This is a genomic window from Acidicapsa ligni, from assembly GCF_025685655.1.
In the GTDB taxonomy this organism is placed as follows: domain Bacteria; phylum Acidobacteriota; class Terriglobia; order Terriglobales; family Acidobacteriaceae; genus Acidicapsa; species Acidicapsa ligni.
In genome coordinates this window covers 191,945-206,514 of the sequence record NZ_JAGSYG010000005.1, presented here as the reverse complement: position 1 = coordinate 206,514, position 14,570 = coordinate 191,945, and the positions used below count along the sequence as shown (strand labels likewise).

General features: G+C 58.6%; 10 protein-coding genes and 1 tRNA gene. 2 read left to right on the top strand and 9 right to left on the bottom strand.

Annotated elements, in window-relative coordinates:
* Positions 1 to 190: 190 nt before the first annotated feature.
* Both OHL19_RS17730 and OHL19_RS17725 read right to left on the bottom strand, forming a co-directional pair.
* Positions 191 to 1,390, bottom strand: coding sequence for a S41 family peptidase (locus tag OHL19_RS17730; protein ID WP_263359130.1), 1,200 nt, complete (start codon positions 1,388 to 1,390; stop codon positions 191 to 193).
* Positions 1,391 to 1,842: 452 nt separating this feature from the next.
* Positions 1,843 to 1,919, bottom strand: a tRNA-Met gene (locus tag OHL19_RS17725).
* A 154-nt stretch (positions 1,920 to 2,073) separates the two neighbouring features.
* Here OHL19_RS17725 and kdsB point away from each other — a divergent pair.
* Positions 2,074 to 2,811 carry a 3-deoxy-manno-octulosonate cytidylyltransferase gene (kdsB, locus tag OHL19_RS17720; RefSeq protein WP_263359128.1) on the top strand — a complete coding sequence of 246 codons (738 nt, stop codon included), beginning with the start codon at positions 2,074 to 2,076 and terminating at the stop codon, positions 2,809 to 2,811.
* A gap of 13 nt (positions 2,812 to 2,824) precedes the next feature.
* On the opposite strand, the gene OHL19_RS17715 is transcribed toward kdsB, so the two are convergent.
* The 7 genes from OHL19_RS17715 to OHL19_RS17685 all read right to left on the bottom strand — a co-directional run bounded on the left by OHL19_RS17715 (position 2,825) and on the right by OHL19_RS17685 (position 12,462).
* Positions 2,825 to 3,535 (bottom strand): HAD-IA family hydrolase, encoded by a 711-nt coding sequence (locus tag OHL19_RS17715; RefSeq protein WP_263359127.1) that lies wholly within the window; start codon positions 3,533 to 3,535, stop codon positions 2,825 to 2,827.
* Between the two features lie 56 nt (positions 3,536 to 3,591).
* A complete protein-coding gene (locus OHL19_RS17710; RefSeq protein ID WP_263359126.1) occupies positions 3,592 to 6,483 on the bottom strand; it encodes an AsmA family protein in 2,892 nt (963 codons plus the stop codon).
* Positions 6,484 to 6,485: 2 nt separating this feature from the next.
* Positions 6,486 to 7,301 (bottom strand): signal peptidase I, encoded by an 816-nt coding sequence (lepB, locus tag OHL19_RS17705; protein WP_263359125.1) that lies wholly within the window; start codon positions 7,299 to 7,301, stop codon positions 6,486 to 6,488.
* Positions 7,302 to 7,385: 84 nt separating this feature from the next.
* Positions 7,386 to 8,291 (bottom strand): signal peptidase I, encoded by a 906-nt coding sequence (gene lepB, locus OHL19_RS17700; RefSeq protein ID WP_263359124.1) that lies wholly within the window; start codon positions 8,289 to 8,291, stop codon positions 7,386 to 7,388.
* Complete coding sequence (rnc, locus tag OHL19_RS17695) at positions 8,288 to 9,115, bottom strand: ribonuclease III (protein WP_263359123.1); 828 nt, start codon at positions 9,113 to 9,115, stop codon at positions 8,288 to 8,290. The genes lepB (OHL19_RS17700) and rnc overlap by 4 nt, the downstream gene beginning before the upstream one ends.
* A gap of 71 nt (positions 9,116 to 9,186) precedes the next feature.
* On the bottom strand, positions 9,187 to 11,013 hold the full coding sequence (locus tag OHL19_RS17690; RefSeq protein WP_263359121.1) for a hypothetical protein: 1,827 nt from the start codon (positions 11,011 to 11,013) through the stop codon (positions 9,187 to 9,189).
* A 171-nt stretch (positions 11,014 to 11,184) separates the two neighbouring features.
* A complete protein-coding gene (locus OHL19_RS17685; RefSeq protein ID WP_263359120.1) occupies positions 11,185 to 12,462 on the bottom strand; it encodes a M24 family metallopeptidase in 1,278 nt (425 codons plus the stop codon).
* On the opposite strand from OHL19_RS17685, the gene OHL19_RS17680 reads away from it, so the two are divergent.
* Positions 12,463 to 14,565 carry an alpha/beta hydrolase domain-containing protein gene (locus OHL19_RS17680; RefSeq protein ID WP_263359119.1) on the top strand — a complete coding sequence of 701 codons (2,103 nt, stop codon included), beginning with the start codon at positions 12,463 to 12,465 and terminating at the stop codon, positions 14,563 to 14,565.
* Positions 14,566 to 14,570: the final 5 nt, after the last annotated feature.

Below are 14,570 nucleotides of genomic sequence, written 5' to 3'. Positions count from 1 at the left end.
GAGGACGGAATCCGCGTCGCACCGGAGGCTGGGGAGGTGTGAAAGCCAAATTCTAATGCCTCAGCCCGAGCGTAACATGGGCCGGGCAGCTTTTGGTTTGGCTTTTGGGTGGCGTATCTATGCTGGCAAGAGCGATTTCGTTGCCGAAAACACGCCACCTATCGGGAGACTTTGATCAGAAAGCTTTAGCTCAGGAGGCTTTGGCCTTGAGCATGTCCAGAGCTTTGTTCAGAGGAGCATCGGTTTTGGATGGAGCTGTATCGTCTTCGTCCGCTTCGGCTTCCTGTTCGGGAGTGGGGCCTACGAGCGTACCGGGGGTCACGGCTTCTTCCATGATTTTTTTCCCGCCGGGGGTGGAGTAGGTGGCGACTGTCAGCAGCAGGGCGGCGCCATCGGGAAGCTCAATCGTTTTCTGAACAGAGCCTTCGCCGAAGGTGCGTTCGCCGACCGTATCAGCGCGCTTGTTGTCGGCCAGGGCGGCGGCGGCCAGTTCGGCAGCGCCGGCTGTTCCACGATTGATAAGTACGGCGAGCGGGGCATCGGTGACGAAGTGCGAAGCGTCTGCGGTGAAGGTCTGGGTGGGATATTTCTGGCCGCCGAGGCTGGCGAGTGTTCCCTGCTTGAGGAAGAGGTTGGCCAGGCGGAGTCCCTGGTCTTCGCTGCCTTCGCTCACGTCGCGCAGATCCAGCAGCACTTTCTTATTGCCGTTCTTGGACATCGTCTTCAGAGCGGCGGCGATTGCGTCTACGCGGCTGGCAGTGAGCACGATTGGCTTCAGATACAGGATTGTGGAGTTGTCATACTGCTGCTCTGCCAGGGCGGGAACCGACTCGGGTCCACGCGTCAGTGTGACCTTGTCCGGATCCGATTTGCGGGGGCGAATCACGGATACGGTGATCTCGCTGCCGGGCTTGCCCTCAAGCATGAGGCGGATCATAGCCAGGGAGATTTCGCGGGTGGACTGGTCGCCGATGGATTCGATCACGTCGCCATCGGTGAAGTGTTCCTTATCTGCGGAGGAACCGGGCAGTACGCTGACAACGACGGCATAGCCGTAGCGCTTGGAGACTTCGAGGCCGACCTGGGCATCGCCGCCTGAAGGACGGTCTTTGTAGATTTTGTACTCGGCTGGAGTGAGATAGCTGGAATCCGCGTCCAGGGTCTCAAGCAGTCCATGCAGGGCGCCGGTGGTTACGTCGCCTACATTGGGATCGGTGACATAGTCGGTCTGAATCTTTTTTAGAACTTCGGAGTAGACGTTCATCTGCTTGTAGGCGCCGTCCTCATAGGAGCCGGCACGTACGGCACGCAGTCCAAACTCGCCTGCGATGAGGGCCACAAGTATGCCCAGTGAAAGCACGAAAACAGAACGCTGGAAGAAACGATTCATTACCACCCCGAACTAGAATTCCGGGCCTGATCCTTTGACCTGGATTCCAGGCGCGAAAATTCACTTCTCTAATAGACGAATGATACCGCAAAGCGTGTGAGTGAGGCTCTATGCGGGGGAATTCTTGTTTTTGTGTTGGGTTTTGGCCGATCGAACTGCCGACCTATGGATTCATAACCCATAGGTCAATCACCTGGTTCACCAGTAACGCGTGTTTTCAAAATGGATTCCCTTTAGAGTCAGATAGTTGCCAATGAACTCATGCAGGCAATCAGGCGTTTTGAGGGTCTGATGGTGAAGGAAAGGAGCTAACTTTCGAATTATAGACCTACGGTTTCCTAATCCGTCGTTCCAACGTTTGGTAATTCGTAACGCGTATTTCACAATTTGATTCTCTTTAGAATCAGCAGGATACCAATTAATCGAGGGGTAATAGGACGTATTGAGGGTCTTGGTGGCGGAGGGCAGGATCGAACTGCCGACCTATGGGTTATGAATCCATCGCTCTAACCATCTGAGCTACTCCGCCGGAGTGGTATCTAGGTATAGGACGCAGAGGTGCGCCTCTACGATGATACGGGTGGGCGGAATGCAGGTCAAACTTGCTCGTTTTTGGGGGTGCCAGTTTTGATGGGTGCGGCCTGCGTAAAACTCCGCCGACGCGCCATTTACACTTGTGGCCTATGGGTGAAAACAGGATTGTTGGGGTAATTCCGGCGCGGTTGGGTTCTACGCGTTTGTCGCGTAAGGTGCTAAGGTCGATTGCCGGTAAGCCGATGGTGGAATGGGTTTGGCGTGCGGCGGCCGATAGCGGGCTGATGGACGAAGTGGTGGTAGCCACAGATTCCGATGAGGTGGCTGAGGCCTGTCGCGAGCGGGAGATTCCGGTGGCGATGACTTCGCCGGAGTGCGCCAGCGGAAGCGATCGGGTCTACGAGGTTTCGCGACAGATTGAGGCGGAGATCTACGTCAACATCCAGGGCGATGAGCCGTTGCTCACACCGGAGCATTTTGCACCTTTACTGGGGCTGTTTTCGCGGCCAGAGGTGCAGGTGAGCACAATCTGCGTTCCCTGCCCGGTGGAGGACATTGCCAATCCCAATGCTGTGAAGGTGGTAAGCGCGGCGGATGAACGAGCACTGTATTTCTCTCGCTCGACGATTCCTTTCGACCGGGATCGGACCGGTTTTACCGGTTATCGCAAGCACCTGGGGCTGTATGCCTATCGGAAGGCGGCCCTGGAGCAGTTCGCAGCGCTGGCGCCTTCTCCGCTGGAGCAGATTGAGCGGCTGGAGCAACTGCGGCTGCTGGAAAACGGCATCAGCATTTACGTTGCCGAGGCTGCTGGAGACACAATTGGCGTGGATGTCGAAGAGGATTTGCAGCGGGTTGAGGTTATCCTGCTGGGACGATCACGCTAAGCAAATTGTGTCGCTAGACGGCTAGAGGCGTGAAGTGAAGCGCCAGTCCTTCGTCGCCGGGCAGGACTTCTACTCGGATCGCGGTGAGATCGTTGACGAGAAAATGGGCTGCACTGAGTTCGGCAATCGAGTGCGAGAAGGTTGTGCCAATCACGGTGCAACCGGCGGCTCGGCCAGCTTTGGTACCGGAAGCGGAATCTTCAAAGACAACGCAGTCGGAGGCGGGTAGCCCGAGAATTTCGGCTCCGCGCAGGTAAGGCTCCGGATGGGGCTTGCCTACAGTGACGGAATCGGCGGTGATGATTCGCTCGGGTACGGTGAGCCCACCCTCCTCCATGCGAATTCTGGCCAGACGCTCAGTTGCCGAGGTGACTACGGTCCAGCGCGCCAAGGGCAATGCCGCGAGCAGGTCCACGACTCCGGGAAGGACGGCAAGACCTTCTTTATCAGCTACTTCGATATCTTCTATGTATTTCAGCTCGGCCTCATCATCAAGATCGGGGCGGAGCTTGCGAATGGTCTCGATGGCGCGGCATCCGTGCGCGGTATGGATGGCGAGCTCTGGAGATATGTTGCGGGAGATGGCCCAGATGGTCCAGCTACGCTCGACTGAGCCAATCGACGAGATCAGGATTCCGTCCATATCGAAGAGCACACCTTTGCAACGGACTGTTACGGGAGTGGTGGCTGCTGGGGCAGAAGTGGCCGGAGAAGATTTCGTCATGGATTGATTGTAATGGGAGAGATTTCTGCGGATCCTGACAGGAATCTTAATTGCCTTCAGCGTGCGTGTTTCTTTGCGGGGGCTGAGGATGGGGTCACGGTCAGTTTGACGGGGCCAGTGATTGAACCGACGACGGGGCCGGTGATTGGGAACGATCCTGTCACGGTGCTGCTGCGATGGGCGGACAGCAATTCGTTCTTTTCAAGCTGCGCTTTGCCGTCTGCGATCTTGAGCTCGCCGGTCCAATCATCGAAGTGCAGAGGCTGGGCTGCCGGCCCTGGGGTGAGTGTGCCTGACTTCCACTGGAACTGTGCAGTGCCCTTTGCGGAGGCGGAAATATCCTTGTCGGTGAGTCCCGAGAACTCGAGTTTGGAGCTGCCTTCGATCGCTCCGCCTGCCCAGTGGTTGGCGAAGAATGCGCCGAGCGCTGCCGGGTTCACCCTGGCGAAGTTGCCTTCGAGCGTGTATTGAGGCTTGTTATCGGATAGCTGGAAATGGGCTGTGCCGCTGCCGGAGCCGCCGAGGATTTCCGCCTCCCAATGTGAGACGTCGATATCGTCGTCGTTCACCTGCAACTGGAGGATGGGCTTATGTACGGCAAGCGCGCCGAGCAGGAGGCTGTCCGCCTGAATACTGACGGAAAGGGAGGGCCAGGCCGACTTCTGGTCCGAATGCATGCGGTCGATGAGCGGGGAAAGAAGTGATTTTTCCGCGGGCGTACCGAGCAGGGCTTTTTGAATGGTGAACGCGTCCAGCGCTCCAAAATGCAGTTGAAGCTGAGGTTTGCAGTCGCCTGTGGTGCAGTTCGTGGGCAGACGCAGGGCCAGAGAGCCTTGAAGCGATAAGGCTGGGTTTGCTCCGGCTTGATTTGCTCCGGCTGAATTTGCGCCAGATAGATTCGCCCTGTAGGTGAAATCCGATGTCACCCCGATATTGCCGGGGGAAAGTGCGATTGCTGCTTGCGGTAGTTCCACCGGGCGCGCCAGATAGGCTGCTCGCCATTGGGTATGGTGCAGCAGGATGGAACCTGAAAGCTGGTCGGAATTGTTTGCTGCGACCGGAGCGATTGGGTTTGGCGCGGGCGATGTGTGTACGGGGACGAGTGTTTGCTTTGCTGCGGGTGCAGACTCGTGATTGGAGTCAAGAGTGGAATCGGGATTGAAGACCGGTTTGAGTGGTATCCACGGGCCGCTGACGGCTAGATCCAGATCTGCGGTGCCGCTTCCGAAGCCATCCACTACGTCGGAATGGGGCAGGCCAAAGGCGTAGGAAAGATCGCGCAGTTGCGTGGGCGTGGCTGATCCGCCGATTGCGATTGCATATCCGCTGGTGGTTACGCCGAGACGAATCCTGATGGCGTCTGCGGAGGCACCAGCCTTGCCGGAGTGGGCGGCCAGGGAAACGGATACTTCGCCACTGATCGCTGTCTTTGAGCCGCCGAGATCGGATATCCCTGTAGGAACCAGCGTCATTTTGGGCAGGATGAGCGGTTCTTTCAGTTTTCCGCCCTGGAGACGCGCACCGTCCAAAGTGAGAGAGCCTTGCAGGGCTGTTAGCGCGGGGGTGGCGGGGCGAGCCTGTTTTCGCCTTGAGATGGTATGGGATGCTCGGGTGGCTGCGGCTGGAGTTTCGGAGACCGGTTTGTAGGTAAGCTCTCCGTTCAGGAAGCCGTCGGCTTCTATTTCTGGGGCAAAACCACGCCGGACGGTGCGTAGCAGATCGAGCGCGGCCTGTAACGGGATCTGCTTTACTTCGAGGCTGGCTTCGGGTTGACTTCCTGCGTCTAGCTGATTCGTAAGCTGGCCATCGGGCTTGCTACCGGACGCATTGCCGGGCGTATTGCCGGGCAGGTCGGCTGCGAGGCGCAGGTGGCCGTCGCCGATGGCCGTGTCGCAGCCCAGCTTGTGGATGGCGTTCTGCGAATGCTCGTAAAGGAGATGGCAGTTGGCGTCGAGATCGATGGGGGTTGCCGGGGTGAACTCTTCACGGCCTACCGAAGTCGCTTGCAGACGCGCTGTAATTTGCGCGGCTTCCGTGGTTCCCTGCACATTGATGTCCGCGGTTACTGCGCCACGCCAGCCCGCGTCCGAACCGGAGAGAAGCCGCGAGAGTTGGCCGAGTTGGCCGTCGCGCCACTCCATCTGGAGCTTGAGGGGCATTTCTCGCAACTCGGCGGCCGAGTGCAGGCTGCCTTCCAGCCGCACTTCGCCGGTATCGGCCAGGCTCATTTCAATGTCTGTGCGGACGGGCTGACCGCGCAGGCGAATGCGCCACTCGCCGGGATCGTCCAACCAGAGGGAGAGATCGGCATCGATTACGGAGAAGGGAGATTTCTCGGCACCGTTCTTGAGGTTGATGCGAGAATTTGTGGCTTCGAGATATGGGAATGGGTGACGCTTTACGTCGGAGGGGGACGGAGCTCGGAACGCGCCTGCGGAGCCGGGTTGAGAGGCGCCCATCATCAGCGATTCCAGGTTCCATGTTCCCCGGGGAGAGCGGACAAGGTTCAAACTGGCTTCATCCACCGTGATGCGGCTGATCTCGATCTTCCCTTTCCACAGAGAAAGGATGCGCACGGTGGCTACGACGGTGTGCGCGGAGAGAATGGGCTCGTTGCCGAAAGACGGATCTTCGCTGACGGAGAGATCATGCAGAACGAAGCCGGGTAGCGGGAGAAGACGGAGTTCAACGCCGGAAAGGTGAACGGGGCGGCCAAGCGAGCTGGCCATGATCGCGGTGATCTGGCGCTGATAGCGACTGATGTTCACCATCGGCGGCAGAACAATTGCGGCTGAGATCACGACGACAAGAAGAGATGCAATGAGTATCCGACGACGCCAACGGCCGGGGCGGCGAGGATTCGGCTGGTCCGGAGCGGACGCGGACTGCTCCTGTGTGTGGGGAGATGCGGCCGGGATCGCAGCCGGTCTTGTGCTGGCTTCGTCCATTCCTATTTAACCGGGTGGAGGGTTCGCTTCCAGCGGGTGTCCGAGAAAAAGTGAGTTACCACGTGGCCCATCCAGGCGATGCGATCGGCGCCACTAGTCTTGTCGATCTGATCGTTGGGCGTTGCGAAGGACCAGTAGTTGAAGAGCGGCCTGCCGACGATGTTCTGACGGGGCACAAATCCCCAGAAACGGGAGTCGAGGCTATCATGCCGGTGATCGCCCATCATGAAGTACATGCCGGCGGGCACGACCATGTCATTTCCCTGGATGTGATTGGGGAGATCGACGGCCCACTCGGCGGTGATGTCCCCGGCCTGGGAGGTCGAGACGGAGGGGAAATCGTCGATGTAGGGCGAGTAGAAGTCCTGTGGCCCGAGTTCGGCGTAAGGCTCATTTTGAGCTACGCCATTGAGGATGACGACTCCGTTGCGCAGGTGAATGTGGTCACCGGGAAGGCCGATGAGGCGCTTGACCAGGAACATATCCGGATTGCCGGGCTTAAGGAAAACAACAATATCGCCGCGCCTGGGTTCGCGGTAGTGGACCAGCGGCATCCAGCTTGTGCCAGGGGCGATCGTGATGCGATCGACGAGGAGATGATCGCCGACAAGCAGCGTCTTCTCCATAGAACCGGAGGGAATGACGAAGTTTTGCGCGAGGAAGGTGAGGATGAACAGGCCAACCACCAGGACGGAGCAGATACTGGCGAGAGCCTCAAAGGGCGTTTCCTGAATCTCGGTCGCAGCCTGATCGGCGTGTGCGTCCGTAGTGGAAACGGGTGCTGGGGTGTCAATTACCAGTTTGTCTGCCTTTGCCATCTGCCTGAAATCCTCAACGCCTGCCTGGGAACATACAAGCGGCTGCAATTCAATACGGTGAAACCGGGGCAATAGTTCTAGTTCTCAATGCACTACATGAAAGATGCGCTTCCAGCGAGCAAAGCCTTTCAGATGTGCAGAAACATCGTTGTCGTGTCCGAGTCTATCATCCGAGGCCTGCAGAGTATCGGTGCGCGAGGGCCGGTTGAGAGAGAAGTAGATGACCAACGGACTGGCGGCAATCTCGCTGCGGTTGACGAATCCCCAGTAGCGCGAATCGAGGCTGTGATTGCGATTGTCACCGAGCATGAAGTATTTTCCGGCTGGGATAACCAGTTCCCCATGCTGGGTGTCCTGCTGAAGCTGCTTCCACCAGCCTGGGTCCACGCGCGGATCGGTGTAGTTCTGGGTGGGGAAATGGTCCAGGTAGGCGTTAGGTGCAGCGGGCTCGAAGGTGGCGTAGGGCTCATCCAGTAGCCGCCCGTTGACGAAGACTTGCCCGTTGGCGATGTGGAGATGGTCGCCGGGGATGCCTATCACGCGCTTTACCAGGTACTCCCTCGAATTGATGGGGGAGTGAAAGGTCACGACTTCGCCGCGCTGCACGTCGGCGTAGGGCAGGATGTGATGCCAGATTCCAATGGGGGCCAGCACGGAGCGGTTCATCAGCAAAAAATCGCCGACAAGCAGGGTGTGTTCCATGCTTTCGGAGGGAATGACTACTGGCTGGGTGAGAAACGTGACGACGAAGAGGGCCACGACAATCGTTCGAATGAACGAGGAGAGCGCTTCGGACGGGCCATGCTCGTTCGGCTGGCGTGGCCCCGGCACGGAGCTGGCGCTGCTTTTGTTTTCGTTCTGCCGATTCAATTCGCCCAGATTGAGTGGGTCGGCTGGAGTGGCGCTGGAACTGTCCGCGGGCACAGGGACAATTGTGGGGATGGGCCCGTCTTCTTCGGCTTTGGGGGAAAACGTTGGAGTGGCGCTCATTTTTGGGCCAACTCCTTTTCGGAAGCGCGTGCGGGCTGAACGGATTCAATCGCGGCCAGGGCGGCAATCTCGATCAGGGCGCGACGGGCGGCCTCCTGCTCGGCTTTTTTCTTGGTACTGCCGATTCCACTGGCCAGAGCGTCGCCCAGTTCCCCGTCCGCGGATCGCAGACGTAGCTCAACCTGGAAGCGTTTGCGATGATCCGGACCGCTTTCGCCCTCGACCATGTAGACGGGCACACCGAGATGGGTAGCTTGCAGGTGCTCCTGCAGGGCCGATTTGTGGTCGCCGAGGGCTGCGCCGGAGTTGAGTTCGCGAGCGAGATCTTCTGCTGCCTCGCCGAGAATATGCCGCCGGGCGAACTGCCGCACCGACTCCAGTCCGGCGTCGAGGTAGAGGGCGGCGATGACTGCTTCCATGGCGTTGGCGAGGATTGCGGCCTTCTTACGGCCACCGGAGCGCTCTTCGCCTTTGCCGAGACGGAGGTGATCTCCGAGAGAAATAGCCTGGGCAACCTCTGCCATGTGGCGGCGACTGACGAGTTGAGCGCGCAGACGGGTGAGCTGCCCCTCCTGCCAGTTGGAGTTGTTGGCGTAAAGCGCTTCCGCAACCACCATGCCGAGTACCGCATCGCCGAGAAACTCCAGGCGCTCATTGTCCGCGCGTTCGCCTTCGTCGGCGTTACCGGCAGTCTCCATCGCCAGTTCATAGGCCTGCGAACGATGGGTGAGGGCGTGAACGAGCAGATCGGGGCGCGCAAAGGCATGACCCAGCGCTGTTTCCAGCGTGGCCAGATTCGCGGGTTGGGTGATGGTTACCTTCATGCGCTCTACTTATGGTAGACGCAAAACGGAGAAGTATCGACCCATCCGTGTTTCACGAGCAGGTGGACAGGCTACTTCGGTGCCGGAGATAAGGGCTTTTCCACTGGCTTTTCGTTGCCTGAGGAAGCGTCCGCCGGGGCCGCCTTGCTATCGGAACCATCTCCTGCTGCGTCTCCCGAATCATCTGCATCGCATGTGTGACCCCGGACGGCGTAGGCTGCCTTGACGCCGCGTTCGGCTGCCAGACGCGTGTCCTGCTGACCGTCACGCACCTCGAGAGCCTCTTTATACTCAGCCAGGGCTTCGTCGCGCTTGCAATCCAGATCGAGCATGCGGCCAAGATAAATGTGGGACCAGGCGAGGATGCGCGTCTCCTTGGCTGTCGATGCGGCTTTTTCGAAGTCGGTCATGGCGTCTTCAGGATGACCGGTCATGATCGCGGTACGCGCCAGGATGAAGTTTGCACGGCCAGTGTCTACGGTTTGATCCTTGGTGGCGACTACCAGCGATTGCCTGGCGAGTGCTGAAGCGGTGGCGAAATCGCCAGCGTCGAGCCGTGCTTCCGCGAGATCCAACCCGGTGAGTTTGCGGGGCGCAGTGCGTTGCAGAACGTCGTCGTCGGCAGTCTTGTCAAAATTGACATCCCGCGCACGATGGACCTCGTGATCCACGTCCATGCTGTAAACGATCTCGCCGATGGTGTCTTTCATACCGGCGGGATCTTTCTCAAAATGAATGAGTTGTTCGTAGAAATACTGGGTCAGAACATAGCCCTGCACCATGTCGTGGCGAACCTGGGCATCCCGTACGCGCTCCATTTTCTGGGCTACAACGCTGCGATCGTGCTCAATGCGTTCAAAGTCGGCGCGCGTGGCATCGGGCGGCACCACGTAGGGGGCTATGCCGGTATCCATCGTGCGAGCCTCAATAGCTTTGATGAGGCACTCGATGGTGAGCTGGTCGATATCCGTCCTCATCTGGTAGTTGAGGGGAGCTTCGCGAACTTCCTTGAGGATGGGCAGGAAGCGGTCCATGGCTGTTGCGCGCTGGTAGAGCAGTGGTTCGATCAGGTAGTGCAGATAGGTGTGGCGAACATCCTGCATACGGATTGCGCCATTCACCGGTGAGACGACGACGACGAAGTCCGGGCCGTAGATGCGGGCGTTGACGGTATGCGGAGAAAGCATCGGTTCCACTACAACCAGAAAGCGCCTGCCATCGTAGGTCGAGGTAGGCATCTTGAGGTAGATGTTGGTGGAAAGAATCATCTGCGTGAGCGCGTCATGCAGGCGGTTAACCGTTTCGTCGTACCCACGGCGGCTGGTGACCCAGATTCCGTGCAGGTCGATTGCGGCTGCGAAATCGCGAAGCAGGGGGAGAATCTCGACGACCTGCGTGGAATCCGGCGGCATATCGGGAAGCTCGGCGGAGGTTTCGAGAGCCGGTGGCGGGCTGAGATAGAGCGCCAGCGAGATGTACTGCGAGATGTCTTTGACTGTGCCGGTCATGCGGTGCTGCGCGATGAAAAGGCAAACCTTATCGCGCTTGGAACGGGCATCTTCACTGCCGGCGAGGGCCTGGTTGATTTCATCGCGGACTTTTTGCCGGATGGGGTCGCTTTCGGTAAGTCCCTCATCGTACCCGCAGGCATTGAGGGCCGCAGTCATGGTGAAGAGCGTCTCGGAGCTGATGAGCGAGATGGCGGGGCCATTTGGATCAACCAGCGAGGGCGCTTTTTCTTCCCTGTAGGCCTGACCCGGCGCGCCCTTGCCCCCTTTGGATGTGCTGCTCGACGAAGAGCTGGAGTCCTGTGCGGGTAATACGGGGGCAACCGCCAGCAGCACGAGAGCGGCGGCGAACGAAGAGAAACGGAAAAAGAATCGCGACGACATCATCATGGAGTCTAGTGCATTTCACCGGCATTGTAGAGTTTGGCGGTCAGAAGATGAGACGGTGAGCGATCGACAAAGGTAAGCCTGCCGGATCGAGGAAAGAGTTGAGGCGATAGCATCTTTGGAATCAACGCCCAATCGGCTATCCCTTCGCGAACGGAGCATCTGGCGAACGGGTCATCTCGCGAACGGCTTTTCCAGCGAATAACTTTGCGGGGTGAATAGCTGCGCGCCGTCGGCGGTGATCTGCATATCGTCTTCGAGGCGGATACCGAACTCGTTGCGGAGGTAAATTCCGGGTTCGTCGGAAAAGGTCATGCCTGCCTCCAGCAACTGCGTGTTGCCTTTTACGAGGTAGGGCCACTCGTGGCCATCCATACCGATGCCGTGACCGAGACGATGGCTGAAATGCGCGTATCCGGGTCCGAACCCTGCATCGTCGATGACCTTGCGCGCGGCTGCGTCTACTGATCCACATGGAACGCCGGGTTTTGCCGCTGCCAGCGCGGCGGCCTGCGCACGATGAACGATTTCAAACACCTGATTCATGCGGGATGTCGGCTTGCCGATGACGAAGCTGCGGCTGATGTCCGATTCGTAGCCTTCTACGACGCAGCCGTCATCGATGAGCACCAGACTGCCTTCCCGGATGGTCTGCGGCTCGATAGAGCCATGCGGCAGCGCGGAGTACTCGTCCACCTGGCAGCTTGCATCGCCGGGAAATCCAACAAGGTCGTAGGCCGCGCCGATCCATTCGCTGACCTGGCGGTTGGTGACGCCGGGATGAATCGACTTCCAGGCTGCTTCGTAGACCGAGAGTGTTACGTCGTTGGCAAGTTGCATCAGCTTGAGTTCGGCGGCGCTTTTCACGGCGCGGCATCCAGCGGTAATGGGCGTGGCGCTGACGGTTTCAAAGGCGGGAAGCGCTTTGTGAATGCCGTCGGAGAAGACGAAGGTTACGCGTTCTTCGATGCCTAATTTGCCGGATGACAGGCCGAGATCTTGCAAGCCTTTCGCGATCAGGGCGTAGGGGTCTTCATCTTCCTGCCAGGTGTAGATGTGGGAATCCTTTCCCGCCGGAGTTTTGCGCATTTGTTCGCGGGCACGCTCTTCTTCAAAGGCGGGGCAGACATAGAATGGCGCACCTTTCTGCGGCAGGATGCAGACGAAGAGACGCTCACTGTTCCACCAGCGAATGCCGGTGAAGTAGACCAGAGAGGTGCCGCCGATGAGCGCAATGGCATCGATCTGCTGTTTGCGCATGAGCTGCTGCGCGCGCTCGAAGCGATGTTCCCGTTCTGCTGACGAGATGGGCTGGGCTTCGGATTTGCGGCTCTTCAGCGCTGCCAGTGCGGGCGGCAGAGTTGAGACTTCGGCCCGCGCGGCTCTCGGCAAAAGGACGGGCAGCGAGGCTACGACTGTAGAGGTTGCAAAGAAGCGGCGACGGGTGAACATATGTTTTTCTACTGTAACCTGCGACGCGTTCCGTATACTTCGGGCACGATGACGACTCTGCGCAGGCTTACCTTCCTCTGCTTACTGTTGGGACTTCTCTCCTCGATTGCCCAGGCTCGCGTGGTCAGTGTAGAGATTCTTTCCCGGACTATGCTGAACGGTAATTCCGGTCCTGTGGGTGCAGGAGCTTACGAGAAGATCGTGGCCCGCGTTCACTTCGCGGTACTGCCGGCGAGCACTCCGAATCGCGGCATTGTCGATCTGGATAAAGCGCCGCGGAATGACGGCGGCGAGGTGGAATTTTCGTCCGATCTCTTTTTACTGCGACCGGCAGGCAAAGGCAACGGTGCAATGCTGCTGGAGATACCGAATCGCGGCGGCAAAGGCATTCTTTCGCTGGTGGATGGAGGCAAAGCGAACCCTGCCAATGATGAAGAGCTTGGCGATGGATGGCTGCTCAAGCAGGGCTATACGGTGGCTGCGCTCGGATGGCAGTGGGATGTAGCGGACGGATTGCAGCTCCACGCACCGATAGCTTACGAAAAGGGTGGGAAGTCTATTTTTGGACTGCTGCGGGATGACTTTACTCCTACGCAGAAAGCAACGGATTGGCCGCTGGGGCATGTCATGGGTGCTCGACTCGGAGGGACTGAATATCCCGTGGCCAGGCCCGCTGACGACAGCAATGTGCTGACCGTTCGCGATACTCCGCATGGGCCGCGTACGGTCATTCCGCGTACGCAGTGGAGCTTTCAGCATTCGGTCAATGGACAGAATGGACGACTTGAGGCGAGCGACCGATTTGTACATTTCGATGGCGGCTTTCAGGCGGGAAAGATTTATGAACTGGTGTATGTCGTGAAAGATCCGGTGGTGGCTGGGCTGGGCTTTGCGGCAGTGCGAGATTTTGTTGCGTGGATGAAGCATTCGCCGGATGCTATCGAGCCGATAAAGTACGTGTACGCGGAGGGGATTTCGCAGTGCGGACGCTTTCTGCGCGATTTTCTGTACGAGGGATTTAACGCTGACGAATCCGGCCAGATGGCTCTGGATGGGGTGCTGGCGCATGTCGGTGGCGGTGGGCGTGGGAGTTTCAACTATCGCTTTGCCCAGCCTTCGCGTGATGCGCAGCCGATGTCTTCGATCGATTGGCCGACGGATATCTTCCCTTTCACCGATCTGCCGGAGAACGATCCGGATCATCCAACACAAGCAAAGCTGGGCCTGCTGGACGCTGCTACTGCAGAACATGTCGTGCCGAAGATTTTCTTTTCGCACACTTCGTATGAGTATTGGGGGCGGGCTGCTTCGCTGATTCATACGACGGCGGACGGGAAAGCGGATGTTGCAATAAGCCCGAATGTGCGCATCTACTTTTACTCGGGGTTGCAACACTTTTCGGTGCCGTTTCCGCCACAGATTCCGAAGGAACCAAACGGAGCTCCCTCGGCACAGCAGATGCCTACGCCGCTGCCGATTCGGTGGTTCTGGCGGGCGATGATCGCCAATATGGATGCATGGGTGAGGTCGGGAACGATGCCTCCAGAGAGCCGTTATCCGAAGATTGCGGATGGGACTCTGGTGCCGATCGCAAAGCTGGCTTTTCCTGCGATTCCGGGCGTCCGTGTTCCGGATAGCAACAGCCAGGGATGGGATCTCGATTTCGGGCCGGCATGGCGGCAGGGGATTCTCAGCAAGCAGCCCCCCAGGGTGGTCGCTGCCTATGCTGCACTGGTGCCGCGGGTAGATGCGGATGGCAACGATCTTGGCGGCATCCGGCTGCCGGAGATTGTCGCTCCGTTGGCGACCTATACCGGATGGAACCTGCGCTCAGCGGCCACTGGAGCACCTGGCGCGCGCACAGCTTTTCTGGGATCGTTTCTTCCGTTACCCCGGAATGCAAACGAGGCGGCAAGGCAACAGGATTCGCGCAAACCGATTGAGGATCGCTACAAGAGTTATGACGAGTACCGGGGCAGATTTAAAACATCCCTGGCGGAGTTAGTTCGCGAGCGATACATCCTGGCAGAAGATAGCGACAGGTTGCTTGAGCGTTCCCGCGAGGAATGGAATTGGAGTATGCGGCAATCGCCCGTTAACTGATTCCC

What these genes read in the sequence shown, in the direction of transcription:
- OHL19_RS17710 (WP_263359126.1), bottom strand. Translation starts at nt 6,483, where the DNA reads ATGGACGAAGCCAGCACAAGACCGGCTGCGATCCCGGCCGCATCTCCC.
- lepB (WP_263359124.1), bottom strand. Translation starts at nt 8,291, where the DNA reads ATGAGCGCCACTCCAACGTTTTCCCCCAAAGCCGAAGAAGACGGGCCC.
- OHL19_RS17730 (WP_263359130.1), bottom strand. Translation starts at nt 1,390, where the DNA reads ATGAATCGTTTCTTCCAGCGTTCTGTTTTCGTGCTTTCACTGGGCATA.
- kdsB (WP_263359128.1), top strand. Translation starts at nt 2,074, where the DNA reads ATGGGTGAAAACAGGATTGTTGGGGTAATTCCGGCGCGGTTGGGTTCT.
- lepB (WP_263359125.1), bottom strand. Translation starts at nt 7,301, where the DNA reads ATGGCAAAGGCAGACAAACTGGTAATTGACACCCCAGCACCCGTTTCC.
- OHL19_RS17680 (WP_263359119.1), top strand. Translation starts at nt 12,463, where the DNA reads ATGTTTTTCTACTGTAACCTGCGACGCGTTCCGTATACTTCGGGCACG.
- OHL19_RS17690 (WP_263359121.1), bottom strand. Translation starts at nt 11,013, where the DNA reads ATGATGATGTCGTCGCGATTCTTTTTCCGTTTCTCTTCGTTCGCCGCC.
- rnc (WP_263359123.1), bottom strand. Translation starts at nt 9,115, where the DNA reads ATGAAGGTAACCATCACCCAACCCGCGAATCTGGCCACGCTGGAAACA.
- OHL19_RS17715 (WP_263359127.1), bottom strand. Translation starts at nt 3,535, where the DNA reads ATGACGAAATCTTCTCCGGCCACTTCTGCCCCAGCAGCCACCACTCCC.
- OHL19_RS17685 (WP_263359120.1), bottom strand. Translation starts at nt 12,462, where the DNA reads ATGTTCACCCGTCGCCGCTTCTTTGCAACCTCTACAGTCGTAGCCTCG.